General features: G+C 66.7%; 22 protein-coding genes and 3 pseudogenes. 7 read left to right on the top strand and 18 right to left on the bottom strand.

Going from position 1 to position 26,492, the window contains the following annotated elements; translation table 11 throughout:
• Position 1: 1 nt before the first annotated feature.
• The 5 genes and pseudogenes from ACETMP_RS12645 to ACETMP_RS12625 all read right to left on the bottom strand — a co-directional run bounded on the left by ACETMP_RS12645 (position 2) and on the right by ACETMP_RS12625 (position 4,763).
• Positions 2 to 964, bottom strand: coding sequence for an amidohydrolase family protein (locus tag ACETMP_RS12645; protein WP_375161181.1), 963 nt, complete (start codon positions 962 to 964; stop codon positions 2 to 4).
• Between the two features lie 50 nt (positions 965 to 1,014).
• A complete protein-coding gene (locus ACETMP_RS12640) occupies positions 1,015 to 1,554 on the bottom strand; it encodes a hypothetical protein (protein ID WP_375161180.1) in 540 nt (179 codons plus the stop codon).
• A 24-nt stretch (positions 1,555 to 1,578) separates the two neighbouring features.
• Positions 1,579 to 3,008: pseudogene (locus ACETMP_RS12635) on the bottom strand (TolC family outer membrane protein).
• A 186-nt stretch (positions 3,009 to 3,194) separates the two neighbouring features.
• Positions 3,195 to 3,974 (bottom strand): enoyl-CoA hydratase, encoded by a 780-nt coding sequence (locus ACETMP_RS12630; RefSeq protein ID WP_126256282.1) that lies wholly within the window; start codon positions 3,972 to 3,974, stop codon positions 3,195 to 3,197.
• Positions 3,975 to 4,085: 111 nt separating this feature from the next.
• A complete protein-coding gene (locus ACETMP_RS12625; protein WP_375161179.1) occupies positions 4,086 to 4,763 on the bottom strand; it encodes a hypothetical protein in 678 nt (225 codons plus the stop codon).
• Between the two features lie 288 nt (positions 4,764 to 5,051).
• Here ACETMP_RS12625 and ACETMP_RS12620 point away from each other — a divergent pair, with 288 nt between their 5' ends.
• Positions 5,052 to 5,597, top strand: a complete 546-nt coding sequence (locus tag ACETMP_RS12620) for a sigma-70 family RNA polymerase sigma factor (protein WP_375161178.1) — start codon at positions 5,052 to 5,054, stop codon at positions 5,595 to 5,597.
• A 2-nt stretch (positions 5,598 to 5,599) separates the two neighbouring features.
• The gene (locus tag ACETMP_RS12615; RefSeq protein WP_375161177.1) at positions 5,600 to 6,238 is read left to right on the top strand and encodes an NrsF family protein; all 639 of its coding nucleotides are present in this window, start codon (positions 5,600 to 5,602) and stop codon (positions 6,236 to 6,238) included.
• A 10-nt stretch (positions 6,239 to 6,248) separates the two neighbouring features.
• Here ACETMP_RS12615 and ACETMP_RS12610 read toward each other — a convergent pair whose 3' ends face one another.
• Together ACETMP_RS12610 and ACETMP_RS12605 are read right to left on the bottom strand one after the other, a co-directional pair.
• A complete protein-coding gene (locus ACETMP_RS12610) occupies positions 6,249 to 7,352 on the bottom strand; it encodes a DUF2336 domain-containing protein (RefSeq protein ID WP_375161176.1) in 1,104 nt (367 codons plus the stop codon).
• A 60-nt stretch (positions 7,353 to 7,412) separates the two neighbouring features.
• Complete coding sequence (locus ACETMP_RS12605; RefSeq protein ID WP_375161175.1) at positions 7,413 to 8,570, bottom strand: GGDEF domain-containing protein; 1,158 nt, start codon at positions 8,568 to 8,570, stop codon at positions 7,413 to 7,415.
• A 439-nt stretch (positions 8,571 to 9,009) separates the two neighbouring features.
• Between ACETMP_RS12605 and ACETMP_RS12600 the strand changes: the two genes are divergently transcribed.
• The 4 genes from ACETMP_RS12600 to ACETMP_RS12585 all read left to right on the top strand — a co-directional run bounded on the left by ACETMP_RS12600 (position 9,010) and on the right by ACETMP_RS12585 (position 13,317).
• Positions 9,010 to 9,579 (top strand): sigma-70 family RNA polymerase sigma factor, encoded by a 570-nt coding sequence (locus tag ACETMP_RS12600; protein WP_028135360.1) that lies wholly within the window; start codon positions 9,010 to 9,012, stop codon positions 9,577 to 9,579.
• The gene (locus ACETMP_RS12595) at positions 9,576 to 10,271 is read left to right on the top strand and encodes a hypothetical protein (protein WP_257177490.1); all 696 of its coding nucleotides are present in this window, start codon (positions 9,576 to 9,578) and stop codon (positions 10,269 to 10,271) included. Before ACETMP_RS12600 ends, ACETMP_RS12595 begins: the two co-directional genes overlap by 4 nt.
• Before the next feature lie 42 nt (positions 10,272 to 10,313).
• Positions 10,314 to 11,999, top strand: coding sequence for a S8 family serine peptidase (locus ACETMP_RS12590; protein ID WP_375161174.1), 1,686 nt, complete (start codon positions 10,314 to 10,316; stop codon positions 11,997 to 11,999).
• A gap of 604 nt (positions 12,000 to 12,603) precedes the next feature.
• Entirely contained in the window at positions 12,604 to 13,317 is a 714-nt protein-coding gene (locus ACETMP_RS12585) for a TIGR03809 family protein (protein ID WP_375161173.1), read from the top strand.
• A 94-nt stretch (positions 13,318 to 13,411) separates the two neighbouring features.
• Here the strand turns inward: ACETMP_RS12585 and ACETMP_RS12580 are convergent, their stop codons facing one another.
• From ACETMP_RS12580 to ACETMP_RS12555, 6 genes and pseudogenes are all read right to left on the bottom strand, one after another.
• Complete coding sequence (locus ACETMP_RS12580; RefSeq protein WP_375161172.1) at positions 13,412 to 14,782, bottom strand: TIGR03808 family TAT-translocated repetitive protein; 1,371 nt, start codon at positions 14,780 to 14,782, stop codon at positions 13,412 to 13,414.
• 209 nt (positions 14,783 to 14,991) lie between these two features.
• A complete protein-coding gene (locus ACETMP_RS12575) occupies positions 14,992 to 15,639 on the bottom strand; it encodes a pyroglutamyl-peptidase I (protein WP_375161171.1) in 648 nt (215 codons plus the stop codon).
• On the bottom strand, positions 15,636 to 16,625 hold the full coding sequence (meaB, locus tag ACETMP_RS12570) for a methylmalonyl Co-A mutase-associated GTPase MeaB (protein WP_375161170.1): 990 nt from the start codon (positions 16,623 to 16,625) through the stop codon (positions 15,636 to 15,638). The genes ACETMP_RS12575 and meaB overlap by 4 nt, the downstream gene beginning before the upstream one ends.
• Before the next feature lie 52 nt (positions 16,626 to 16,677).
• Positions 16,678 to 18,188 (bottom strand): annotated as a pseudogene (locus ACETMP_RS12565) (tripartite tricarboxylate transporter permease).
• Positions 18,189 to 18,192: 4 nt separating this feature from the next.
• Positions 18,193 to 18,684, bottom strand: a complete 492-nt coding sequence (locus ACETMP_RS12560) for a tripartite tricarboxylate transporter TctB family protein (protein WP_375161169.1) — start codon at positions 18,682 to 18,684, stop codon at positions 18,193 to 18,195.
• A 198-nt stretch (positions 18,685 to 18,882) separates the two neighbouring features.
• Complete coding sequence (locus tag ACETMP_RS12555) at positions 18,883 to 19,875, bottom strand: tripartite tricarboxylate transporter substrate binding protein (protein ID WP_375161168.1); 993 nt, start codon at positions 19,873 to 19,875, stop codon at positions 18,883 to 18,885.
• A 38-nt stretch (positions 19,876 to 19,913) separates the two neighbouring features.
• Here ACETMP_RS12555 and ACETMP_RS12550 point away from each other — a divergent pair, with 38 nt between their 5' ends.
• Positions 19,914 to 20,570, top strand: coding sequence for an SRPBCC family protein (locus ACETMP_RS12550; protein WP_375161167.1), 657 nt, complete (start codon positions 19,914 to 19,916; stop codon positions 20,568 to 20,570).
• Positions 20,571 to 20,579: 9 nt separating this feature from the next.
• Here ACETMP_RS12550 and ACETMP_RS12545 read toward each other — a convergent pair.
• The 5 genes and pseudogenes from ACETMP_RS12545 to folK form a co-directional block, all read right to left on the bottom strand.
• Positions 20,580 to 21,325 (bottom strand): annotated as a pseudogene (locus ACETMP_RS12545) (DUF3298 domain-containing protein).
• A gap of 80 nt (positions 21,326 to 21,405) precedes the next feature.
• Positions 21,406 to 23,562, bottom strand: a complete 2,157-nt coding sequence (scpA, locus tag ACETMP_RS12540; RefSeq protein ID WP_375161897.1) for a methylmalonyl-CoA mutase — start codon at positions 23,560 to 23,562, stop codon at positions 21,406 to 21,408.
• A gap of 23 nt (positions 23,563 to 23,585) precedes the next feature.
• Entirely contained in the window at positions 23,586 to 24,050 is a 465-nt protein-coding gene (locus tag ACETMP_RS12535; RefSeq protein ID WP_257177503.1) for a GFA family protein, read from the bottom strand.
• Positions 24,047 to 25,918, bottom strand: a complete 1,872-nt coding sequence (locus ACETMP_RS12530; RefSeq protein ID WP_375161166.1) for a methylmalonyl-CoA mutase family protein — start codon at positions 25,916 to 25,918, stop codon at positions 24,047 to 24,049. Before ACETMP_RS12530 ends, ACETMP_RS12535 begins: the two co-directional genes overlap by 4 nt.
• Positions 25,919 to 25,999: 81 nt before the next feature.
• A complete protein-coding gene (gene folK / locus ACETMP_RS12525; protein ID WP_375161165.1) occupies positions 26,000 to 26,491 on the bottom strand; it encodes a 2-amino-4-hydroxy-6-hydroxymethyldihydropteridine diphosphokinase in 492 nt (163 codons plus the stop codon).
• Position 26,492: the final 1 nt, after the last annotated feature.

Below are 26,492 nucleotides of genomic sequence, written 5' to 3'. Positions count from 1 at the left end.
GTCAGAACCCGTAAAGCCGCGCCGGGTTGTCGGCCAGGATCTTTTTGCGTAGCTCGGCATCCGGCGCCCACACCGGAAGCTGGTTGAGCAGGCGCCCGTCATCGATCTGGTAGAGCGGCGCGATGTCGGTGGGCTTGCGTCCCTCGACCCGGCTGGAATCCGGATGCGGCCAGTCGGTGCCCCAGACGATGCGGTCCGCATTGGCCGCAATCAGCGCCCGGGCATAGGGCACCATGTCCTGATAGTCGGGTGCGAGCTTCGAGGAGCGATAGGCGCCGGAGATCTTCACATAGGCCTTGCCGGACTTGACGAGCGCGATCAGGTCGGAGAATCCGGGTTGCTCCAGCCCGAGCGAAGCTTCGAGCCCGCCGAAATGGTCGAACACGACGGGTACCGGCGCCGCCTCGACGAGGTCCTTGATCGCCGAGATCATTGCCAGCGTGGTGTAGAGCTGCACGTGCCAGCCGCGCGCCTTCATGCGTTCGACGGCGGCGGTGAAGCGAGGCCGGCCGACATTGGGATCGTTGACGCCGCCCGTCGCCAGATTGAGGCGGATGCCACGGAAGCCATCTTGATGCATCGCATCGAGCTGTGCCTCGGTGGTTCTGTCGTCGATCACGGCGACCCCGCGCGCGGTCGCGCCGCGCGCCTTCATGCCGAACAGGGTGGAGGAATTGTCGGTGCCGTAGACGCTCGGAGTGACGATCACCACGCGCTCGATATGCAGCGCCTTGTGCAGCGCGACCATTTCTTCAGGGCTTGCCGGCTCCGGCGTATAGACGCGGCCTGCGAAGAACGGGAATTTTTCGACATCGCCATGGATGTGGGTGTGGCAGTCGCAGGCATGCGCGGGGACGTCGAAATTGACCGGCGTCGCGGGCTGCGCGGCACGCGCATGGGCTCTGCTGGTCATGGCGGCTCCGGCGGCAAGAGAGGCAAGCAGGACGCTGCGTCGGTTGAGCACGGGTTCTCTCCCTGTTCTATTTTCTTGAAGTTGTACGGGACATTATCACATCAGCTTGGCAACCGCCGCTGCGCTTCGCTGCATAGCTGCTCGACAAGGCCCGCAAGCGGGCGCGAGCCGTCGATGCGCACCATCGGGCAGGGCAGGTCCGCGAGCCAGGCTTCGTGTTCGGCGAGATTGCGGCCCTCGCGATCTCCGGCCTCGTAATGGGAGGCCCAATCGACAAAGGACTCGGTCTCGTCATGGCGCCAGCCACCCGGCGCGACGGCGTCCGCGCCGAAATGGGCCGCCTCGCGGGCGCGCAAGCGCTGCAGCCGGATCTCGCGCGGCGTGGTCACGAAGACCACGAGATCGAACAATGGAACAAGCTCCTCGCCCCAGCCGGTGACGGATCCGCTCAGCACCCAATCCAGGCGCGGCAGAAACATCTCGTGCATCAAACGCAGCTGCTCGGATGCCGGACGCGTGGTCCGGTAGGGCGGCACGGTCGGCAGCCAGAAATAGTCGTCGGTGTCGTGATGCGGCAGCGCAAGCCGGCCCGCAAGCGCCCGACCGAGCGTCGTCACGCCGGAGCCCGAAGCTCTTTGCATCGGCTCCGCCCGGATGAGTTGAGCCTATTGCCCCGACGGCGTGCGCAGGCCGTGCCAGGCGTCGCGGACCTGGTGATAGTGCACCTCGGGCAGGTAGTCCGGCGTGTTCAGGTTCAGCGTCTTGACGTCGAGATGGCCGATGGCGCTGAGCAGCGTGTAGGAGGCGATGACGCGGTCGCGCTGTGCGCCGATCAGGCGGGCCTTGGCCTGGATCAGGTCGGCCTGCGAGTTCAGCACGTCCACCGTGGTGCGCTGTCCGCCGGCGGCCTCGCGCTGCACGCCCTGCAGCGCGACGGTCGCGGCCTTCACTTCGATTCCGAGGCCGAGACCGCGACCTTGGCCCCTTCGTTGGCAACCCAGGCGCTGACCGCGGCCGTGCGCGCCTGGTTGCGAATCTGGTCGAGCACGAGCCGGCTCTGCGCCGTGATCTCCTTGGCCTGCCGGGTCTGCGCGGCGGCTTGGCCGCCGTCATAGATCGGGGCCGTGACGTTGGCGATGATCGAGGCCTGGTCCTCGGCGAAAGTGCCGAGCGTCGGATCGTTGTTGCGGCTCTTGCTGGCGCTGCCCTGGATGGTGGCGCTCGGCAGCAATACACCTTCGGCGATGCGGATGTTGGTGGAGGCGACATCGACGTCGAAGCTTGCGGCCATCACCGCCGGATGCTGGCGGATCGCCATCGTCATGGCGTCTTCGCGGCTCTTCGGCAGATAACGGTCGACGGCCTCGGCGGCCCGAAGCTGCGACGGTGAATTGCCGATGACCTGCGCATAGGTCGCCTGGCTGACGGCAAGCGCGACCTCGGCGGCGTTGAGATCGGCAAGGCCGCGATTGAGGCGCGCCTCTGCCTGCGCGCTGTCGGTCGGCGTGACATCGCCGGCGTTGAGGCGGCGCTGGGTGACCGCGAGCGTCTCGCGCAGGAAGGCGACGTTGGAACGCTGCGCCTCGACCAGTGACTGGTTGGCGAGCACGTTGGTGTAGGCGGTGACGGCGTCGAGCAGCACCCCCTGGCCGACATTGCGCAGCGCCTCGCGGCCCGACTGCACCTGGAGCTCGGCGGCCCGCACGTTGTTGGCGGTCCGGAAGCCGTTGAACAGGGTCTGCGTCACGGTGACGCCGATGATCCATGGCTTCAGGTTGCCGGTCTGGATGGTGTTGTCGGGCAATAGATTGCGCACTGATTGCAGGCCGGCGCTGAGGCTCGCCACGATCTGCGGCCGGTAACCGGCGAGGGCCTGCGGCACGTTCTCGTCGGTGGCGCGTTGTCGCGCCCGTTCTGCATTGAGCTGCGGATTGGTCTGGTAGGCCTTGGCGAGCGCCTCCGGCAGGGCTTCGGCCCAGGCGGCGGAGGGCAGGGCGCCACAGAGCGCCAGCGCGGCCCATGTGGCAAGCACGGCACCTGCGCCCGGTCGGCGCCGCGTCATCACGCGACCAGCTCTGGCGGCACGCCCAATCATGTAATCTCGCTTAATCCCGGCTGTCCGCCCCCGCCGACGGTGGCCTCTTAGCTGTTTAACCAGCCGAGGTCCCGCAGGCAAACTGCCGCGGGGAAAACCCCCATGAAATCCGTGCTTGTTGCAGCTTCGTCACAGGGATCCCGTGTAGCGTGGTGAGCCTGACAACAGCCTGACCGTTCGGCGCCGTTACCGGTTCTTGTTCACCGGCTTGCGCTTCTCGATGAACGCCGCCATGCCCTCGGAGCGGTCCTCCAGCGCGAAGGTCGCGTGGAACAGGTTGCGCTCGACGCTCATGCCTTCGGCAAGCGTGGTCTCGAAGGCGCGGTTCACCGCTTCCTTGGCCATCGCGGCGGCAGGGCGCGACATCGCGGCGATCTTCTCGGCCGCCGCCATCACCTCGTCCATCAGCTTGTCAGCGGGCACGATGCGGCTGACGAGGCCGCTTCGCTCGGCTTCCGCCGCATCCATCATGCGGCCGGTGAGACACAGGTCCATGGCCTTGGACTTGCCGATCGCGCGCGTCAGGCGCTGGGTGCCGCCGATGCCGGGAATGGTGCCGAGCGTGATCTCGGGCTGGCCGAACTTCGCAGTGTCGGCGGCGATGATGATGTCGCACATCATGGCGAGCTCGCAGCCGCCGCCGAGCGCGTAACCGGCAACCGCCGCAATCGTCGGCTTGCGGCAACGTGCGACGCGGTCGCCGCCGATCGCGGCAAAATCCTCCGAAAACATGTCGATGAAGCCCTTCGGCTGCATCTCCTTGATGTCGGCGCCGGCGGCAAAGGCCTTCTCGCTGCCGGTCACGATGATGCAGCCGATGGCATCGTCGGCCTCCAGATCATCGACCGCGGCGGCGATCTCGCGGAAAACGCCGAAGGAGAGCGCGTTGAGCATTTTCGGCCGGTTCAGCTTGATGATGCCGACCGCGCCTTTGCTCTCGACGATGATGTGTTCGAACGTGCTCATGCTCCACCCACGCGTTTGATTGAGCGGGCAATGTGCCCGCTGGCGCGGATGCCTTCAAGAGGGCCGGAGCCGCCGGGACGCGCGGGGCCGCGCGTCCCGGCGGAACCGCGATCAGGCCATGAACATGCGTGCGGCGGACGCAAGCGTCAGCAGCGTGCCGACGCCGATGAAGATTTTACCGATCAGGGAGCTCTGGTCCCAGGCCGAGCTCTGCTGGCTGCTTGCCATCACCGGCGCCGGCCGGGGCTGGGCCTCGGTTGCGGCAATGACCGCCTTCTGTGCCGGCGGATCGTCCTGTTGCGCGGCGCGGTCGATGTCGTTGAGCTGATCGGGTGCGACGACCTGGTTCTCGGCGTTCGGGACGCTGGTATTGTCGGCTGCGGCCTGGACATTGCCGTTGGCACGGTCCGTCATCGCGGAGGCCGCAGCCGAGGTCGGCGTGTCGGTGGCTACGAGCTGCGCGTTGGCGTTGGCAACCGCCGGCGGCATCTGGCCCGAGGCGGGCAGGTCGTTGTCGGCCGCCTTGCTCTCAGACTTGCTCTCAGACTTGGCCCCGTCGGCCTTTGCCTGAGCATCAGCCTTGTCGTCGGGTTTCTGTGCCGTCTTGCCGGTGCTGGTGCGGCGTGACTCGTGGCGCCGATGCTTGCTCGGCTTGGCCGCGTCGGCCTGCTTGCCCGCGCTGTCCGATTTGCTCGCGGCTGAGCTTGGCTCCGCCTGTGCAGAACCTCCGAACAGCAACAAAAGCCCGGCCACAACAATCAGGGCCGCGCGCCCGCTGGCTTTCATCATGTGATGATCTCCCCAAATCCGCCCGTCCCGGAAGCGAACAGAGACCCTGGGGCGTGACGACAGCGGGGCGGAAAATGGGAATCTTCGGGCACCACCGGGCAAAAACGGGGCAAACCGGCTCCGTGCTGCCGGCCGCCGGGTGCGGGCCGGGGCGATCGGTGTTATGAGCCGTCGCAGAGATTGACGGCCGTATCGGTCGCGAGGCCCGGCGCAGATCACGAATTCGTGATTCTGGCCGCCTCGCGTAACAAATTGATCGAACGGCCGAATTGCATGGTGAGGGCGCGCGTGCGCGGACGTGAGGACGAATGGACCGGCCTGATGCGGTCGGCCATGGCAGGCGATGATGCGGCGTATCATCGCCTGTTGAAGGCGGTCACGCCGGTGCTGCGCGCCGCGGCGAGGCGCGGCCTGGCGCGGGCCGGGCAGCCTCCCGATCAGGCCGAGGATATCGTGCAGGAGATTTTGTTGGCGGTGCACCTGAAGCGGCACACCTGGGACAGCGAAGCCCCCTTCGCACCCTGGCTGTTCGCGATCGCCCGCAACAAGCTGATCGATGCGCTGAGGCGGCGCGGAAGGCGCGTCTTCGTCAACATCGACGATTTCGCCGAGACGCTGCCGGGCGAGGCGCCGCAGGAGACGGCCTCGGCCGGCGAGGTCGCGGCGCAACTGGGCACGCTGCCGCAGCGCCAGCGCGACGTGCTGCAGTCGATCGCGGTCGAGAGCGCCTCGATCAAGGACACGGCGGCGAAGTATTCGATGAGCGAAGGCGCGGTGCGAGTCGCCCTGCATCGCGGACTTGCGGCACTGACTGCCAAATTGCGGGACCACTAGTCATGGATACCGACCAACTGATCCGCTCGCTCGCAGCCGACAACGCTCACCGCGTGCCGCGCGTCGGGACCGTGCTGACCATGGCGCTGCTGGTGGCCGCGCCGCTGTCGATCCTGATTTTCGCGACCTTCCTCGGAATGCGGCCTGACGTGATGACGGCCATGCGCAATCCGTTCTTCGACATGAAGTTCGCGGTCACCTTGTCGCTCGCGATCCCCGCGATCATCGTCAGCCTGCATCTGTCGCGTCCCGAAGCCTTGATGCGCGGCTGGGGCTGGCTGCTGCTGCTTCCGGTCGGGTTGCTGGCGGTCGCGATCGGCAGCGAGGCGATGATGGCGCCGGCGATGCCGATGACGATGCGGCTGATGGGCAAGAACTCCAGGGTGTGCCTGGTCGCCATCCCCGCGATGTCGCTGCCGCTGCTCGCAGGTGCGCTGTTCGGCCTGCGGCATGGTGCACCCTCGCATCCCGCGCTTGCAGGCGCGCTCGCCGGCCTGGTCTCGGCCGGCCTCGCCGCGACGCTCTACGCCTCGCACTGCACCGACGACTCCCCGCTGTTCGTCGCGACCTGGTACACGCTCGCGACCGCGCTGGTGGCGGCGATCGGCGCGGCAGTGGGATCCAAAGTCCTAAGATACTAACGAGCCGGCCTCACGCCGCCGGAATCGTGCTCTGCTGCATGCGGTGGAAGCGCAACACCTGCTGCGCGGTCGACGAGCGCAGCGCCTGGTAGGTGTCGCGCAGCGTCAGCATGTCGGCCTGCGGGCCGCCCGAGAGCTTCTCGCGCATGGTGATGATGGCGCGCACGCTCGGCCAGGACATGCCCGCGACCTTGGCGAGGATCATCACGCCCTCGGTGCGGCTTTCGATCATCATGGTCTCGGCGGTCTCGACCGCGACGCCCGCGAGCGCGGCGAGCCCCGCATTGGTCTCGTCGAACTTGCCCTGCTCGGCGAAAGTGGTGAGCTGGAGTTCGTCGAGGCGGCCGTCCTCGTGCAGCGATTTCACCAGCGCGCGCGCCATCTCGGTCTGCTTGTTCATGGCGGCGGCGCGCATCCTCTGCGCGACTTCCTGGACCACGCCCGACACCTCGTCCGCGAACTCCGGATGCGCCGCCTCGAGCTTCCTGCGCACGCTCAAGGACGCCTTGCCGACCAGCTTCAGATAGTAATGGCGCGGCAGGTCGGGCCGCAGGCCGATGCAGGTCGCGAGGTCGTCGTCGCGTTCGGCGCGGGTGACGAGGTCGGTGAGGCTTCCCTCGGAGAGCTGCGCGCCCGGATTATTGACGGTCGACTGCACCACGTCGGCGTTGCCGCGCGTCACCAGCACGTCGGTCAGCGCCTCCGACAGCACGCGCCGGAGCGAGATCGCCTTGAGATGCGCCTGGCCTCTCGTACGCGCGACCTCGATCAAGGTCGTCTCGTCCAGCCGTTCCGATTTCGACAACACGGGCCCGGAGACCTCGATGACCTCGTCGAGCGCGAGCGTGCGGATGATTTGCGGCGGCGCGGCCGCGATCGGTGCGAGACGGTCGGCGAGCAGCGCCCTGGCCGACGTCTCGATCTGTTCGACTAGGCACTGGAACACGTCGTCGAACAAGCGGATGTGGTCGTCGGAATAGTCGACCGCGTTGCCCACGAAGAGATCGGTGACGCGGCGCAGCGTCTCGACCCGGCGCGCCACGGTGCCGTGCGAGAGCGCAGTCTGCAGTTCCTCGAGCAGATTCTCGGATGATTTTACGGATTTGGATCTCATTGCCCTGTCCTGGAGCGTTCGGTCCGGCCGCTTCTGTCGCGCCGGAATCAAATGGATTGGTCAGCTGGTTGCAATGCGGTTGCGCCCTTGCGCCTTGGCGGAATAGAGCGCGCGGTCGGCGCGAGCGAGAAACGTGTCGGCAGTATCAAGATCGCGCAGCGTCACGACGCCCGCAGAAATGGTCACGCGCATGCCTGGGGAGAATGCACCCCAGTCGAGATCGGCGACGATGCTGCGCAGGCGCTCCAGCATGCGCTGGGCGGCATCGCCCGACGTGTCCGGCAGCAGCAGCAGGAATTCCTCGCCACCGTAGCGGCCAAAGCTGTCGGACGGGCGGATATTGGCGAAAATGGTGATCGCGAAGGTGCGCAGCACCTCGTCGCCGACGGGATGGCCGTGAGCGTCGTTGATGCGCTTGAACCAGTCGAGATCGATCAGCGCGATCGCGCAGGGAGCCGAGGTCTGTCGCGACTTTTCGATCTCGGCGTCGAGAAGGCGCATGATGCAGCGGCGGTTGTAGGAGCCGGTGAGCTCGTCGAGCTCGGCCAGTTCCTCGATGCGCCGATAGGCGGCCTTCAGCTCGATGCTGCGCCGGTACAGGATCTTGCGCAGGGTTGCGCCGAACAGGCCGAGGAAGGCGCACTGGCCGATCACCAGCACGAAGCACAGCATCGAGGCGGTTCGCTCCAGGCGGGTCGCAACCGGTAGTCCGATCGGCAGGTCCGTACCCAGGAAGACGAAGCCAAGCCCGCAGGTGGCAAGGCCCCAGGTGACCATCGCCTGGCGCGAGGTCATGCGCAGCGTGCCGAACGCGAAGATCAGAAACAGCACGGCGAGGAACGCGACCCCGACCGTCGGCACGGCGAGCAGGAACAGCAGTTGCAGCGCCATGTGCGCCGAGATCTGGAACACGGTGAGGTAGTGATCCTCAAACCGGTCGCCGATGCCGGCTTCCGACAGCACGGTGAAGGTCCCGATGATCAGGAGGCCGCCGAACCAGAACAGCGAGGGAACGGCCATGTCGACCGTGCCACCATAGGCGTAGAGCAGCAGGACGGATGCGCCGAGCGAATAGCTCGCCACCTGGCCGATATACATCTGGCGGCGCTGCCGGGCCCGCCGCGCCTGGACCTCGGGGGCCGCAGCCTCGGGGGCGCGGACGATATCCGCGACCTCAGCAGCATTCCTCTCGGGAAATGACGTCGCGGCCGTGCCCATGATCCCGCCAAGGTGAATGTCAGCGTAGAAATCTACGTGGCAAGCCTTTAGGTTTGGTATCCTTTTGAAACCGAATCCGAACCGTGCAGCACGGAACAAGGTGATGGGCCGGCGAAAGAAATTTTGCCGGCGGTCAGGCATCGGTTTGCGGTGCAATCGAGCCTAAGTTGGGCTTGGCGAGACAGATGTCGTGCGGCGCTGCTATGGAACCGGAGAGGCCGGGCTGCCTGTGCCGGACAGGCATTTCCGTAAGGAAGTATCTCAGTATTATGTTACCGATCTGGATTGTGGCGGCGGATGGCTGCGGGCGAGACAAGAAAGAAGCGCGTATGTGGGGTGGATCACACTGGCGCCCGTACGAGTGCGCTAAATTGAACAATTTTGCACCCCCAGTCGAACCGTCTGCTGCGCCGACCCGACCAACCTTGCGAGACGGCCTTTGAGCGTGACACAGGCGGCTTCGGACGAGGTCCTGATCGCCAGGATCGCCCAGGGTGACCGGCTCGCCATGCAGGTGCTGTACGGGCGGCACCATGTCAGGGTCTACAGGTTCGGGCTGAGGCTCGTGCGGGACGAGCAGGCAGCGGAGGACCTCATCAGCGAGGTGTTTCTCGACGTCTGGCGTCAGGCCGGCAAGTTCGAGGGCCGATCCGCCGTTTCGACCTGGCTGCTGGCGATCACCCGATTCAAGGCCCTGTCTGCGCTTCGGCGCAGGAAGGATTTCGAGCTGGACGAAGACGCCGCGAACGCGATCGAGGACACGTCCGACGATCCGGAAACGGTGGTGCAGAAGAAGGATACCAGTGCAGCGTTGCGGGGGTGTCTGACGGGCCTCTCGCCGGAACACCGGGAAATCGTCGATCTCGTCTACTACCACGAGAAGTCCGTGGAAGAGGTGGCCGAAATCGTCGGGATACCGGAGAACACTGTGAAGACGCGCTTGTTCTATGCGCGCAAGAAACTGGCCGAACTGCTGAAGGCAGCCGGCGTTGAGCGAGGCTGGCCATGATGGCTTTGAGCAAGAAGATGCTGGAGCAAGAGCCCGGTGAAATTGAACTGCTGCTGCCGTGGCACGCTGCCGGCACGCTGAACGCGCGCGATGCGCGCCGGGTCGAGGAAGCGCTGGCGCGCGATCCCGAGCTGGCCAGGCAATATGCCGCGATCCGCGGCGAATACGAAGAGACCATTCATCTGAACGAGAGCTTGGGGGCGCCGTCGGCGCGCGCCATGCAGAAGCTGTTCGCCGCGATCGACGCCGAGCCGGCGCGGGCGACCGGCTCGCTGCCGCTGTCGGCGCGCATCTCGACCTTCTTCGCGAGCCTGTCGCCGCGCACGCTGGCGTGGTCGGCGGGCCTTGGCGCCGTCGCGCTCGTGCTGCAAGCCGGCGTTATCGGCGCCGTGCTGATGAAGAACCAGCCCGCGACCTTCCAGACCGCTTCGCTCTCGACCAGCGCGCCGATCACGCGCGAGCTTGGCAGTGCTGCCGCGCCGGCACGCGCCCTGGTGCGCTTCACGCCCGAGGCGCGCATTGCCGACATCACTGCGCTGCTCGACAGCTACCACGCCTCGATCATCGACGGCGCCAGGGGCGGCATGTTCCGGCTCCAGTTCGACAAGGCCATGAGCCAGGACGAACTGGCTTCGCTGCTCGGCAAGATGCAGCGCGAGAAGTTCGTCAACCTCGCCGTCGCGGCGCCCTGAAGCATGATCCGGAAAAGTGCGCAGCGGTTTTCCGTAAAGATCATGCTTGAACGGCAAGCGTTCGGCGCGGCGCTTCTGATTGCCGGCTGTCTCGGCGTCGAGGTTGCGCAGGCGCAGGCGATCATGCGCACCCCCACCATCAGCGTGCCCTCGCGAACGCCGACCGTCTCTCCGAGCATCACCCCTCGGGTCAGCCCCAATATCGCCGCGCGCGCCGTCAACGTCGGCCCCGGCCCGCGGACGATCGCCACCATTCCCCACGCCACGACGTCGCGGATCCGGCCGACGACGACGGTGCTGCCCCATGCGCGCTACTCGCCGAACCTGTATCCGGCCTGCACCGCGCCCTATCGCGATGCCGACGGCGAATGCCTGGCGCAGCCGAGTGCAGGCGGCGGTGGCGCAGCCAAATCCGGCAAGAAGAGCGTCGGCAAGGGCCGGGGCGACGCCACGCCGGCCGCCGCCGCCAATTTGCGCAGCTTCGCCAATGAATTCGTGGCGGAGATCGATGGCACGCTGTCGCCCGGCGATGCCGACGCGCTGGCCCGCCGGCACGGCTTGACGCGCATCTCGTCGGAGAATTTCCCGCTGATCGGGGCCACCTTTGGTCTGTTCCGCATCACGGACGGCCGTCCGTACGAGACGGTGCGGCGCGAGTTCGCGGCCGACGGCAGCGTGCGCTCGGTCCAGCCGAACTTCCGCTATGCGCTCCAGGACCAGAAATCGAGGACCCCGAGCGAGGGCGATCCCGCCCAATATGCCCTGACCAAGCTGCGCCTGCCGCAGGCGCATAAGCTGGCGCAGGGCGCCAACGTCACCATCGCCGTGATCGACTCCGGCATTGACGTCAGGCATCCCGAGCTCGCCAATTCCGTCGCCGACAATTTCGATGCGCTCGGCAGCGCCGAGGGGCCGCACGTCCACGGCACCGGCATCGCCGGCGCGATCGTGGCGCATGCCCGGCTGATGGGTAGCGCGCCCGAAGCGCGCATCATCGCGATCCGTGCCTTTGGTGGGGCCAACGGCGGCACCGAAAGCTCGTCCTACATCATCCTGCGCTCGTTGAATTATGCCGCCGAGCACGGCGCGCAGATCGTCAATATGAGCTTTGCCGGTCCCAAGGACGCGGTGATCGAGCGCGCCATCGCGGCCACCGCCGCGCGCGGCCTCGTGCTGATCGCGGCCGCCGGCAATGCCGGCGCGAAGTCGCCGCCGCTCTATCCGGCCGCCAATCCCAACGTCATCGCGGTCAGCGCGACCGACCAGCAGGACAGGCTGTTCGCCGCCTCCAACCGCGGCAATTACATCGCCCTCGCGGCGCCCGGGGTCGACATCTTTCTGCCGGCGCCGGACGGCAAATACCAGATGACGTCGGGAACCTCGTTCTCGGCGGCCTATGTCTCCGGCGTCGCAGCGTTGCTGCTCGAGCGCAATTACGCCTTGAAGCCGGAAGCGCTGCGCATGACGCTGGCCAAGACCGCGCGCGACCTCGGCTCGCCCGGGCGTGACGAGCTGTTCGGCGACGGCCAGACCGATGCGTTTGCCGCGGTGATGGCCGTTCCCGCCGACAGCGCCACGCCGGTCGCGGCTGCGTCCGGTACAACAAAACGTGAAGATGCCGGCAAGCGTCGCGATGAGCCCAATAGCCGCGCGATCGAACAACCCTCGCTGTCGAGCGGGGATGAGAAATCCACGGATTCTCAGCCGGATAGGCCGACGGCGCGATAGCGGCTGCGACAAAGATGCGCGCGGGCCGAAGGCCAAAAAAGCGAACGTCGCGTTGAACGTTCAGCTCCCTGCCACGACCAAATTATGTGGGAGCGGTCATCCCTCCCCATCGGTCATATCAGGCGCGAGCGCCCATCCACCCCAAGCGCCCATATGGCTCGACCCGTCCGGTTGTCCCCCCGGACGGGTCTTTTCTTTTCAGAGTGTTTTTGAGCCTAGCGGATTCCGGGTCGCGTGACGAAGATGCGTCAAGACCAGAATCCGCAGCATCGATGCTTGGGGGCGTCGAATTCTTTGAAGCGCAGCGGACGCTCAGCTTTCGGTTGAAAGGTCACGCCGGCATCCACGTCCGGCCCGGGCAAGCAGGCAGCAGGTCCGCTATGCCTGTGCGAAGCTTGACTCGAAAACACGGCAAATCTCCGCACGACTACGGTATTTGACGACGTGGGCGGCGTCGTTGCTGGACAAGTCAAATCTTTTCCACAAAATATTCATGTCGCGTTGAAATTGATTCGTGTGCGTTGCGTCCCCCCATCCGTGTTCTCTCCTGACGGGCTGGTTCATGACACATCGCCAAGAATCCGATTGCGCGTCTGATCGTGTCGTGGCTGCTGGCCGCGATGTCGCGGCGCGCTGGTGCGCTCTCGCCGAGCAGCGGCTGCAGCATCTCTCCGAAATGTTCGAGACCGGCCGCTGGCGCCGATATCACTCCGAGATCGCATTCCTCGAAAATATCCAGGAAGCCAAGCTCGCGGTCCAGACCTGGCGCGCGCTCGCAACCGGTGGAGACGTCGCCGAGGCGGCGGCGAGCGTGACCCCGGCATTCGGCTGGTCGCCGGCGACCATGCCCCGCGTATTTCCGCGTGAGCAGCAGGCGCAGACCGTGCAGCCGAAGTCCGTCCACATCGCCCCCGAGACCGCCGTGCCGGTCAGGCTTGATCCGACGCCGGACGTCCTTGCCGGGATCACCGAAGCGCCGCTCGCGGCCCCCACGGCCCTGGCGTCATTTACCGCGCCTGCCGAGATGCCACCGCTCAGGGCTCCGGCTGCGAGGGCGCCGCTCACCGCCCCCGCCGTGAGATCGTCGCTCGCCGCGCCAGCCGCAATGGCTCAGTTCACCGTGCCGGAAGTGAAGCCGCCGCTCGCGGTGCCTGCCGCGAAGCCGCCGACGGCTGTGCCTGCCGCGATGGCGGCGCTCCTGTCGCAATTCGTCCCGCCGGCCGAGGAGGTCGTCGCAGCCCCCGAGCGCGTCGTCGAATTCACCTTCAGCCTCGACGGCCTGGAAGCCAAGTACCCGCTGCTCAGGAATGCGTTCTAACGCTCCGAAGGTGGGAGAGGGGAAGCAGCCGCGGCTCTCGCTCCGTCATCCCGTGGCTGGCCTCAAGGATGAACGGCCCGGCCGCCGGCCGCGCCTACCTTCGGACCGCATTGCCGCCGAGCACCACCTGCGCAAATCGTTGCGCGCCCTCTGCCGACAGATCCGAGGTCACGGCACGTGCGTGATCGAGGCCGACGACGGCGCCGCGCGGGGTCTCCGAGATCATGTTGTTGTTGACGAGCGCGATGCCGGCGCCCGGCACGACGGAGACGCCCACACCCGCCAGTGCCCTGCGGATCACGTTGCCCGTGATCGCGACGTCGCGCAGATATCTGCCCCAGCCGGCGACGATGCCGTAGGACGGCGCGTTCTCGATCACGTTGCCGGTCACCGACGTATCCGCCTCGATGTAGATGCCGACGCCGGCATCGTCGTCCGGCGCGGTGCCGATCGGCCGCTTCGGGATCAGATTGCGGATGATGTTGCCCTGGACCACGGCGATGCGGCCGCCCTCGTTGAAATTGCACACGGAGACGCCGACGGCGGCGCCGTCGACCGTGTTGTTGGCGATCACGGCGGCTTCGAACGCGAACTCCGAATAGAGCGCGACCTCGCGCACGTCGCTGACGCTGTTGCCGGTGATGTGGATATTGGAGGCCGAATTGCCGCGCACCGCGGAATAGTCGCAGTTCCTGATGCGGTTGCCACGCACGATCACGTTGCCGGCACGGAAAGCGTTGATGGCGTTGCCGTACTGGCCGGAGCCGCCGGGGCCCGCCTTGATGTTCTCGATGCGGTTATCAGCGACCAGCGTGCCGTCGTCGCCGATCGACGTGCGCAGGATCTCGATGCCGTTGTCGTTGGTGCCGAGAATCGTGTTGCGGGAGACGTTGAGGCCTTTGGCGTCGAACGACACCACCGCCGTCACCGCGATGTCGGTGAAGATGTTGCCGGAGATCTCGCCGGATACCTGCTCGAGCCAGATGCCGCTGCCGCCCGAATTCGTGATCTCGCAATCGACGACACGGACGTCGCGTCCGCCGAGCAGGTGGACCAAGCCGCGCCGGGCCGGCAGCGCAATGCCGCCGCCGTCGAAGCTGATGCCGGAGAGACCGACGGAGTTCGAACCCTCGCTCTGGATTGCCGAGGGCCCGCCGGCGAAGAGTATCTTCGTTGCTCCGCGCACGCCGATCAATTGTGCGCCGTGCGGCAGCCGCAGCAATCCGCTGCGATAGACGCCGGGCGGCAGCGCCAGCGGCAACTGCGCCCGCGCGGCCTCGTCGATCGCGCGCTGCAGCACGCGGGTCTGATCCTCGCTGCTGCCGGGGCGAACGCCATGTTGGGTGGCGTCGCGGCCGAGCAGGGACGTCAGCGGCGCCGCGCGCGCGGCGTCGGCCGGCATGGCCAGCGCGCCGGCGACGCCGGCGGTGGAAGCTCCGATGAGGTGACGGCGATTGAGGTCCATGAGGCGTCCTCCGGCGGACGCGGGGCGTCCGCGCCGGAATAGTTAGCGTAGGGCGGTTGGAGGCGCGGGGATTGTTCGAGGTAGGGTTAAATGTTTACCGCAAGGGGCGGTGCCGTAGGGTAGGTTAGCCGCAGGCATAACCCACCATGCCGCCGCGAGCACGGAACATGTTGATGCAGAAGAGGTGGATTACGCTTCGCAAATCCACCCTACGAAGCGCGCCGCTTCCTTGCCAACTGCACCATCTCCATCAACATCGCTTCCCCCGCGTCCACCAGTTCCTCCAGCGTGATCCGCGGCGACCCCTTGCGGCGCACGGCGCCGCTGCGCGCAAGCAGGGGGATATGGACGAACGCCGCGAGCTGCGGACCACCCGCCCTGACGTTCTCGATCGCGCGCCAGCTCAAGTAATTGCAGAGATAGGCGCCGGCATCGCGCGAGGACCGTGCATCGATGCCGGTGAGGCGCGCGGCGCGCAGCAGCCTTGCCGTGTGCGGGCCGAACGTCATGGCGTCCGCATGGCCTGAGATGCCGCGCTTGCGCGATCGGGTGTTGGCGGCATCGGGCCAGAGCATGGTGACGGCGTTGCGCGCGCGGGTCTCGATCCGCAGGTAGGGCGTGCGCGCAGCAAGGCCGAACATCAGAAGCGCATCCGGCCTCACCTTCGCGAGCAGGTCGGGCAATTGCCGGTCGACCGCGGCATAGGTGACCGGGAAGATGTGGCTGGTGATCGCGACGTCATCGAGTGCCGGACGGCGCAATTGCGCCAGCCGTGCCACCAGCGGCTGGGTCGGGTTATGGGGCGCTCCGGGAAACGGCCCGAAGCCGGTGAGGAGAATGCGGAGTTTTTCGCTCATTGCAGCAATCCCAGGATCTGCTCGGCGGCGAGTGCCGGGGTGAGGTGGCCCTCGGCGACCTCGGCTTCGATCTTCCGGACCTTGGTGCGAACCGATGCCTCGCTGCGCAGCCGCGCCAGCATGCGCTGTTCCAGCATCGACCACATCCATTTCACCTGCTGGTCGCGCCGCCGCGCGGCGAAATCGCCGGAGGCATTCATCGCCTTGCGGTGGTCGAGCACCTTCTGCCAGAGCTCGGCGATGCCGGTGCCGGCCAGTGCCGAATAGGTGACGACGGGCGGATGCCAGTGCTCGGATCGGGGCGCCAGGATGTGCAGCGCGCCGCGATAGTCCGCGGCGGTGATGTTGGCGCGCTTGAGATTGTCGCCGTCGGCCTTGTTGATCGCGATCATGTCGGCGAGCTCGACGAGGCCCTTCTTGATGCCCTGCAATTCGTCGCCGCCGCCCGGCAGCATCAGGGCGAGAAAGAAATCGGTCATGTCGCAGACCGCGGTCTCGGACTGGCCGATGCCGACGGTCTCGACCAGCACGACGTCAAAGCCGGCCGCCTCGCACAGCAGCATCGCCTCGCGGGTCTTCGCCGCCACACCGCCGAGCGTGCCGGAGGACGGCGACGGCCGGATGAAGGCATGGTCGGAGGCCGACAGCCGCGCCATCCGCGTCTTGTCGCCGAGGATCGAGCCGCCGCTGCGCGCCGAGGACGGGTCGACCGCGAGCACCGCGACCTCATGGCCCTGTTCGATGAGATACGTCCCCAGCGCATCGATGGTGGTGGATTTGCCGACGCCGGGCGAGCCGGTGATACCGACGCGGAACGCCTTGCCGGTGTCCGGCAGCAGCGTCTGCACCAGCTCGCGCGCCAGCGCCTGATGGTCGCCGCGCCGGCTCTCCACCAGCGTGATGGCGCGCGCCAGCGCCGCGCGGCTGCCGGCGCGAAGGTCACGGGCGAGGGATTTGATGTCGAGCGAGGCCTTCTTCTCAGTCATGCCTCTGCTTTACAACGCCGAGGCGGGGCAGGCGAGGCCCGCCCGCCCGATATCACCGGCTCGCCGCTGCTGCGGCTTGCGGCTGCCTCACCTTGCGCCAGATCCACACCATCACCGGCCAGAGCAGGGCGCCGATCGCCATGGCGGCGAGAATGGCTGCGATGGGACGTTCGAAGAACGGCAAAATGCTGCCGTCGGACTTGATCAGCGAGGTCACGAAGGCCTGCTCGACCATGGTGCCCATGACGATGCCGAGCACCATGGCGGCGACGGGATAGCCGTTCGTCTCCATGACATAGCCGATCACGCCGAAGGTGGCGACGGTGACGACGCCGAACATGTTGTTGCCGATCGCGAACGAGCCGACCGCGCAGCACAGCATGATGATCGGCATGATGGCCGAGCGCGGCGCCAGCAGGATGTAGGCGGCGACCCGGATCATGGCGATGCCGAGCGGGATCATCATGATGTTGGCGATGATGAACATCAGGTAGATCGCGTACATGCTCGACGCCTTCTCGGTGAACAGCGTCGGGCCCGGATTGAGACCCTTCATGTAGAGCACGCCGATCGCGATCGCGGCGATGGTGTCGCCGGGAATGCCGAACAGCAGCGAGGGCACCCAGCCCGAGGCGATGCTGGCATTGTTGCTGGCGCCGGCCTCGACCAGGCCCTCGACATGGCCGGTGCCGAACTTTTCCGGCTCCTTGGAGAAGCGTTTCGACATCGCATAGGAGACCCATGCGGCCATGTCGGCACCGGCGCCGGGCAGCACGCCGATGATGATGCCGACGATGTTTCCGCGCGTCATCTGCCAGCGATACAGCTTGGTCAGCTTCCACTGGCCGGCCAGGATGCTTCCGAATTTTCGGCGCGGCAGCGGCGGCGGCTCGGGCGTCAGCATCGCGCGCATCACCTGCGCCACCGCGAACACGCCGACCAGCGCCGGGATCGGCTCGATGCCGCCGAACAGGTCGGTGAGGCCGAAGGTGAAGCGCGGCACACCGCCGGGATTCTCGATGCCGATGCAGGCAACGAGCAAGCCGATGAACATGCCCGCGATCGCCTTCACCGGCGAGGAGCGCGCGACCAGGGTCGCGCACATCAGGCCGAGCAGCGCCAGCCAGAAATATTCGAAGGTCGAGAACGACAGCGCGATCTCGGCAAGCGGCGGCGCCAGGATCATCAGCGACAGCACGCCGGCGATGCCGCCGACGGCGGAGAACCACACGCCGGCCCCGAGCGCAAGCTCGGCCTGGCCCTGCGTGTCATGGCATAGGCCTCGTCGGCATAGGCGGCGGAGGCGGGCGTGCCGGGAATGCGCAAGAGCGCGCCGGGAATATCGCCCGAGAAGATCGCCATCGAGGATGCCGCGACGATGGTCGCGATCGCCGCGATCGGCGACAGGTAGAAGGTGACCGGGACGAGCAGGGCGGTCGCCATGGTTGCCGACAGGCCCGGCAGCGAGCCGATCACGAGGCCGTACACGGAGGCTGCGAACATCGCGATGATGACCTCCCAGGTGGAGATCAATGCGAACGCGTCGAGCAGGGTTTTCAGCATGGGATTACCAGGGCGTCGGCAGCAGGCCGGCGGGCAGCGGCACGCGGAGCAGCTTGCCGAAGATGAGGTGGACGGCGAAGGGCGAGAGCGCGGCGAGCGGCAGCGCCAGCTTCCACTTGGCGCCGAGCGCGGTCGAGGTGACGTAGACCATGATCGCTGCAGTGACGATGAAGCCGAGCCTGTCGGCTGCGACCACGTAGAACAGCAGCAGCAGCGGCGGCAGCAGAGCGCGCAGGCCATAGAGCCTGCCTTGCGGCGGCGGGACTGCTGCCTGGCCGTCCTCCAGCGGGATCAGCTCTTCCTCCTCCTCGAAGGAGCGGCCGATCCCGAACACGATCGCGAGCCCGCACAGCGCCAGCCCCGTGCCGATCACCAGCGGAAACACGTTGGGGCCGACCGGCTGCCCGGGCACCGGCGGCAAGATCCAGCCGCCATAGGCGGCCGCCGCGCCGAGGGCGACGAGAAACGATCCCGTGACGGAGTCGGGAAGACGCATGGGAGAGAGCCTTGATCTTCTCCCTCTCCCCGCGTGCGGGGAGAAGGTCGGGGTGAGGGGGAGTCTCCGCGGGGACGGAGCGAGTTGGATGCGCGGGGAGTCCTCCTCACCCGAATTCGAGCTTTGCTCGAATTCGACCTCTCCCCGCAGCCGGGGAGAGGTGAAGGACCCCTCAGCGCGGAGCGCCGCAGTATCGGATCACGCCTTGCTGAGGCCGGCCGCCTTCATCGCTCCGCCCATCTGGGCGTCGCCCTTGTCCATAAAGCTGGCGAAGTGGGCGGCATCGCCCCACACCGTGCCGAAGCCGCGATTGCTCATGAAGTCCTTGAACTCGGCGGAATCGTAGACCTTCTTCAGCGCCGCAGTGAGCTTGGTTGCGATCTCAGGCGGCAGGCCCTTCGGTGCGCCGATGCCGCGCCAGGCACCGGTCGCGTAGTCGATGCCCATCGCCTCCTTCAGCGTCGGCACGTCCTTGAAGACCGGATTGCGTGCCGGCGCCATGATGGCGAGGCTTCTGGCCTTGCCGGCCTCGATGATGGCGCGCGCCTCCGGCACCGAGCAGGTGGTGAGGTCGAGCCCGCCGGCGGCAAGATCCTGCATCGCGGGCGCCGCACCGTTCGACGGCACCCAGGCGACCTGGTTGGCGGGCAGGCCCATCGCCTGCATCCAGCCGACCAGCGCCAGATGCCAGATGCCGCCCTGGCCGGTGCCCGAAGCCTTGAACTTGCCCGGAGGCGCGGCCTTGATCGCGTCCGCGAGCTCCTTGACGGTCTTGTAGGGCGAGGACGAGGAGACCTGGATGCCGGGGGGATCCTCGTTCATCAGGGCCAGCGGCGTGTAGCTCTTCGGCGTCAGCTCGGTGAGGCCCTGCCAGTGCATCATCGAGATTTCGACGGTGAGCATGCCGATCGTGTAGCCGTCGGGCTGCGCGGTCGCGATCGCGCTGTGTCCGACCACGCCGGAGCCTCCAGTGCGGTTGACCACGTTGAAGGGCTGGCCGAGATCCTTCTCCAGCAGTGCGGCGACGATGCGCGCGGTCGCATCGGTGCCGCCGCCGGCGCCCCAGGGCACGATCACGGTGACCGGCCGGGACGGATAGGCCTGAGCGAGTGCGGGCTTGAACCCGAAAGCGGCGGATGCCGCGACGGCGGCGGTCGAAGCCGCAAAGGTACGGCGCGAAATCTTGGACATTGAATGCCTCCCAGCGGCGCCCGTGATGCCGGGCGCTCTTGATCAATGGCGACATTCTAGTCGGCTTTGCAGCACCGCCGCAAGGTAGCGCTACCAAGGAGATCGACATGTTGTGTGAAAACAGCATGCCCTTTGGATGGGCCGTCGGAAATCGGGTGGGTTTTGCCGGCATGCTTCGCCAACCTGAGCGCGTAACCAAAGCCAAAGGCAAGCTATCGATGACTCAAGCCTATTACAGCGCCGTGCTGGACTGCCCGCTGGACGACGTCTGGTCGCTGATCCGCGACTTCAACAATTATCCCGCCTATATCGACGGCGTGAGCGAGAGCGTGATCGAGGACGACAAGCGCGGCGATGAAGTCGGCGCCATCAGACGCTTCTGCTATCTCGGAAACTGGATCCGCCAGCGCCTGGTCGATCATTCGGACCGGCAGCACACCCTGACCTATGCCGGTCTCGAAGCGCTGCCGTATCCGCTAGAGGACGGAAACCGGACGCCCGCGCCGACGCGCTATCAAGGCACCATGCATCTGCGCCCGATCGTGGAAGGCGACCGCACTCTGATCGAATGGTCGGTCGCCCTCGAGACCGAGCCTGCGGACGCCGACCGCTGGCAAGCCCTGTTTGCGTCCTGGATTCCCGATTGGACGGATTCGCTTGCGCGGACATTGGCGCGCGCCCATCGGCGGTCTTAGCGATATCGCTCACAGCTCCTCGGCGTCGCCCTTCGGCCGTGCGCCGCCGAAGATGCGGGTGCCTTCCGCGCTCAGGTAAGGCTTCAGCGTCTCCCACGGCACGAAGGCGACATACTCGCCCTCGGCATAGGGACCGACGGCGTAGGGCGGATAGTGGAAGGTGAGGCCGGAACTCTTGCCCGCTTCGGTCGAGGGCGCCAGCGTCACCGCGCCGATCTTCAGCAGGCTCGGCGCGACCCCTTCCAACCACTCGTCGGTCGCGGTCTCGCTGGCATCGCGCTTCTTCTTCTCCGCCTTGAGCGAGGCGATGATGGCCTTCGCCATCGCCTTCATGGTCGCCCCGTTGTCGGCGGTCTCGGTGAAGAACGGGCGGATCGAGATGCGCTTGGTGTCGGCCTTGTCCCACAGGATCGTGTTCACGTCCGAGTTCGGATGCGCACCCCTCGTATTCATGTAGTCGTTGCGCAGGATGCTGACATAGCGGTCCGCAACGACGGAGCGGATCTCATATTTGCGCTCGAACTCCCAGCCACCGTCCCTGGAGAACTGCGCATCGGCCTTGCGCGCGGCGGCAGCTTCCGCGGCATTCTTGTCGAGCCACTTCTTGCCCTCCGCGAGGCAATCCGCCGCCAGTGCCGCGTCCGCCTTGATCCTGTCGTCGAGGAACACGCGTGCCTCGATGCTCTTGGTCCTGACGACGGCGTCGGGCTTGGATCGACGGCGTGGGCGGGACCAAACAGCGCGCTGCAAACCATGGCGACGGTGAGCGCACGCGTGAGCATTGGCGCGAGAAACATCACGCAAAATCCTTCTTGCCGGAAGATAGATGCCGAAGCTACTCCGCCGCCTCGCTATGCCCGAGACGGGCGTTCAGCTTGCGGATCAGCTCCTCGGCGGCTTCCGCGATCACCGTGCCCGGCGGGAAGATCGCCTCCGCACCGGCGGCATAGAGCGCATCGTAATCCTGCGGCGGCACCACGCCGCCGACGATGATCATGATGTCGTCGCGGCCCTGCTTCTTCAGCGCGGCCTTCAGCTCCGGCACGGCGGTGAGGTGCGCGGCGGCGAGCGAGGAGACGCCGAGGATGTGCACGTCGTTCTCGACCGCCTGCCGGGCGGCTTCGTCGGCGGTCGCAAACAGCGGCCCGATGTCGACGTCGAAGCCGATGTCGGCGAAGGCCGAGGCGATCACCTTCTGGCCGCGGTCGTGGCCGTCCTGGCCGATCTTGGCGACCAGGATGCGCGGGCGGCGGCCTTCCGCCTCCTCGAAGGCGTCGATCAGCGCCTGAACCTTCTCGACCTGGTTGCCCATGCTGGACGCCTCCCGCTTGTAGACGCCGGTGATGGATTTGATCTCGGCGCGGTGCCGGCCGAACACCTTCTCCATCGCGTCCGAGATCTCGCCGACGGTCGCCTTGGCCCGCGCCGCGTCGATGGCGAGCGCGAGCAGATTGCCGTTGCCTTCGCCGGCCGAGCGCGTGATCGCGGCGAGCGCGGCATCGACGTCCTTCTGGTTGCGCTCGGCTTTCAGTCGCGTCAGCTTGTCGACCTGCAGGCGGCGGACGTTGGAATTGTCGACCTTCAGGATCTCGATGCTGTCCTCGTCGGTCGGCTTGTACTTGTTGACGCCGATCACCGCCTGCTTTCCGGCGTCGATGCGTGCCTGCGTCTTCGCCGAAGCCTCCTCGATCCGCAGCTTCGGCAGGCCGGCCTCGATCGCCTTCGCCATGCCGCCGAGCTCCTCGACCTCCTGGATGTGGGCCCATGCCTTGGCTGCGAGGTCGCGCGTCAGCCGCTCGACATAATATGAGCCGCCCCAGGGATCGATGATGCGGGTGGTGCCGCTCTCCTGCTGCAGAAACAGCTGGGTGTTGCGGGCGATGCGGGCCGAGAAGTCGGTCGGCAGCGCCAGGGCTTCGTCGAGCGCGTTGGTGTGCAGCGACTGGGTGTGGCCCTGGGTGGCCGCCATCGCCTCGACCGTGGTGCGCATGACGTTGTTGAAGACGTCCTGCGCGGTCAGCGACCAGCCCGAGGTCTGGCTATGCGTGCGCAGCGACAGCGAGCGCGGATCCCTCGGGTTGAACGGCTTCAGGAGCTTGGCCCAGAGCAGGCGCGCGGCGCGCAGCTTGGCGACCTCCATGAAGAAGTTCATGCCGATCGCCCAGAAGAACGACAGCCGCGGGGCGAAGCGGTCGACGTCGAGGCCGGCGGCAAGGCCGGCGCGCAAATATTCGACGCCGTCGGCGAGCGTATAGGCAAGCTCGAGGTCCTGCGTCGCCCCGGCCTCCTGCATGTGATAGCCGGAGATCGAGATCGAATTGTATTTCGGCATCTTTTGCGAGGTGTAGGCGAAGATGTCCGAGATGATCCGCATCGAGGGCGCCGGCGGATAGATGTAGGTGTTGCGCACCATGAACTCTTTCAGAATGTCGTTCTGAATGGTGCCCGACAGCTTCTCCGGCGGCACGCCCTGTTCCTCGGCGGCGGCGACGTAGAGCGCGAGGATCGGCAGCACCGCGCCGTTCATGGTCATCGACACGCTCATCTGGTCGAGCGGAATCCCCGCGAACAGCGTGCGCATGTCGTAGATGGAATCGATGGCGACGCCGGCCATGCCGACGTCGCCGCCAACGCGCGGATGGTCGCTGTCATAGCCGCGATGGGTGGCAAGGTCGAAGGCGACCGAGAGGCCCTTCTGCCCCGCCGCCAGGTTGCGGCGGTAGAACGCGTTGGAATCCTCTGCCGTGGAGAAGCCGGCATATTGCCGGACGGTCCAGGGCTGGTTGACGTACATCGTCGGGTAGGGACCGCGCAGATAGGGCGCGATGCCGGGATAGGTCTCGAGGAAGTCGAGCCCGGCGAGATCAGCCTCGCCATAAGCGGGCTTCACCAGAATGCCCTCGGGCGTCAGCCACGGCTCGGCGCTGCCGGCGGGTGCTGCAGTGGTTGCCCTCTCGAAGGCGACATCGGCAAAGTTCGGAATGCGGCTCATGGCTTCAACCATATCATAGGCGCTCAATCATGATCCGGATGCTGATGGCTGACGATGGTCGCCATCTTCTCCGGTCCGTAATTCTGCTGTGTGGTCTGGCTCGGCAGGTTGGCGATGCCGACGACCCAGCCGAGGCGGGATTCGGTGCCGAACTGCCGCGTCGGGATCACCCGGTCGGGGCGGTCGAAGGCGCCGGTCATGATCTCGATCCGGTCGCCGTCGATGCGGCCGAAGCTCAGCGGCGTGCCGCAGGCGGCGCAGAATCCGCGCTCGGCGATAGTCGAGGAGCGAAAGAACGAGGGCTGTCCCCTGGTCCAGGCAAAGTCCGTCTTGTTGATGTCGGCAAAGGAAGCGAACGGCGCACCGGCTGCCTTTTGACACATCCGGCAATGGCAGATCGAGACCCGGTTCGGCGCCGTCGTCACTGCGAAGCGCACCGCGCCGCATTGGCAGCCGCCGGTGAGAACGGGTTTGCTGGCGTCGGTCATGGCTGCTCCATCCGTCGGTAGGCGTCTTGCAGCGTGGCAAGCGCATCGCCTCCGGCGAAGACAAAACCCGTGACGCCGGCGGCCCGCAGCACCGCCTCGGCATCGGTCGGGCGGCCCGCCAGATAGATATGTCGGGCGCCTGCACTTTGCAGGGCCTTCGCGGCAGGTTCCGCGCGATCGGCATAGACCTTGTCGCCGGAACAGAGGCAGGCGAGCTCGGCGCCGGAGGCCTTGAAGGCGGCGGCCAGCTTGGCCGGATCGGCAAAGCCCTCGCTGTCGATGGCCTGGATGCCGCCGGCCTCGAAGAAGCTCTTGGCGAAGGTCGCGCGGGCCGTGAAATCGGCGGGCGTGCCGAGATTGGCAAGGAATACTTTGGGCCGCGCGCGGCGTGCCTTCAGCACGGCGTCCGATTTGTCGCGCAGCGCCTCGAACGGTTCCGCGAGCCGGATCGGCCGCAGCGGATCGAACCTGTATTTCTGCTCGCCGTATGGTGCCAGCGCAATCGGCGTCGCCGTCAGCACGGTCGCTTCGCTCTCGTGCAGGTTTGGGAACTCGCTGGCGCCGGTCAGCACGTCGCGGCGCTTTGCGATGTTGGCCTCACGCGCCTTGCGCGCGGCGGCGACCTTGCTCTGAAACAGGCCTTGCTGAAGCGCGGCAAAGGCGCCGCCGGCCTTTTCGCTCTCCCGGAACAGCGCCCAGGCGGCCTCGCAGAGCTGCGCCGTCAGCGTCTCGATGCCGCCGCTGCCTGCTGCGGGATCGCTGACCTTGGCGAGGTTGCTTTCTTCCAGGAGCAGGAGCTGCGTGTTGCGCGCCACGCGCCGCGCGAACGGATCGGGAAGGCCGAGCGCCAGCGTATGCGGCAGCACCGTGATCGCGTTGGCACTGGCGAGGCCGGCGGCGAACGTCGCGATGGTCGCGCGTAGCATGTTCACGTAGGGGTCGCGCTGCGTCAGCATGCGCCAGGCCGTATCGGCGGCGATGAACAGTGGCTTTGGCGCGAGCCCGCAGGCCGTTTCGATGCGCGCCCAGAGCAGCCGTAGCGCGCGGAATTTGGCCATGGTCAGGAACTGGTCCGCATCGGCGGAAAGCCGTGCATAGATCATGCCCTGCGCCGCTTCCAGCGGAATGCCGGCGCCTTCGATCGCGCGCAGATAAGCGACGCCGCAGGCGAGCACGAAGCCGAGTTCCTGCACCTCGGAGCCGCCGGCATCGTGAATCACCCGTCCGTCGGCGGAAGCGAACGGCCCCTTGAAGCCGAGCGCAGAGAGGCCCTTGATGGCGCCGGTGATTGCGGGCGCGATTTCGTCCCAGGTATAGGGGCTGTGTCCCCACACCGCGCCGGCCGCGAGCGGATCGAGCCCGAAGCGGATGTTGCAGGCGGCGGGATCGAGGCCTTGGCTCTTCACATATTCCGCGACATGGATCGCCGCCATCCGCGATTGCGGACCGACCTCGAGCTCGAGGCCGATCCCGGCGTCGAGATGAATATCCTTCAGGACCTTGGCCACCGCGTCGGCTGAAGGTTCCAGGCCGAAACCGCGGGCACCGTTGGCGCCGGCGAACACCAGCGCGAGCCCGGTCGCGCCGTTCTCCAGATCCTGCAACGCCTGCGCATTCGCGAGCGCCGCATCGGGATGGTCGATCCGCTGCATGATTTGCCAGGGCGCGGCGGCCGGCCGCCCCACCACGGGCGCAACGCCCTCGGCGCGTGGATAAAGCGGATCGATCTTGATCCCGTCATAGGTCTTGCCGACCAGCTTCTCGAACGGCGCGCCCTTCAGCACGCCATCGACCAGCTTGCGCCAGTCTTCGACAGTCGCCTTGGGAAAATCCGCCGCCAGCGGCAGGTCGTCAGTCACGGAGGTCATGCGGCGAGGGGCTCCCGAGCGTGTCGTTATTCGCAGGCGAAATTGCCACGGCGGACCGTCCCTGCAAACGGTTGTTTTTGGTTAACCGGTATCCGGAAGCCGCTCAATACCCTGCGTCGAGACGCTGGCGAGCCCGTCGCGCACACGAATGCCCGAGATCACGCGCTCGGGTGCGATTTCGGCCAGCGGCACCAGCACGAAAGCGCGCTCGAACAGGCGCGGATGCGGCAAAGTCAGGTCGGGCTTCTGCAAGGACACGTCGTCATAGGCGATCATGTCGAGATCGAGCGTGCGCGGGCCCCAGCGCCGATCCTTCGCCCGCGTGCGGCCGAATTTCTGCTCGACCTTCTGCAGCACGAACAGAAGCGCGTGCGGATCGAGGTCGGTCTCGATCTCGATGCAGGCGTTGATGAAAGGAGCCTGGTCCTCGTCGCCCCAGGGCGGCGTGCCATAGTCCGAGGAGCGCGCGATCAATGCGCCTTGCGCCATGCCGCAGATGTGGGCGATCGCCTTGCGGAACGTCGCGCGAACATCGCCGACATTGCCGCCGAGCGCGATCAGCACGCTCGCCATT

It is taken from the genome of Bradyrhizobium dasycarpum (assembly GCF_042019905.1).
In the GTDB taxonomy this organism is placed as follows: Bacteria; Pseudomonadota; Alphaproteobacteria; order Rhizobiales; family Xanthobacteraceae; genus Bradyrhizobium; species Bradyrhizobium japonicum_B.
This window is presented reverse-complemented; position numbering and strand designations above follow the sequence as displayed.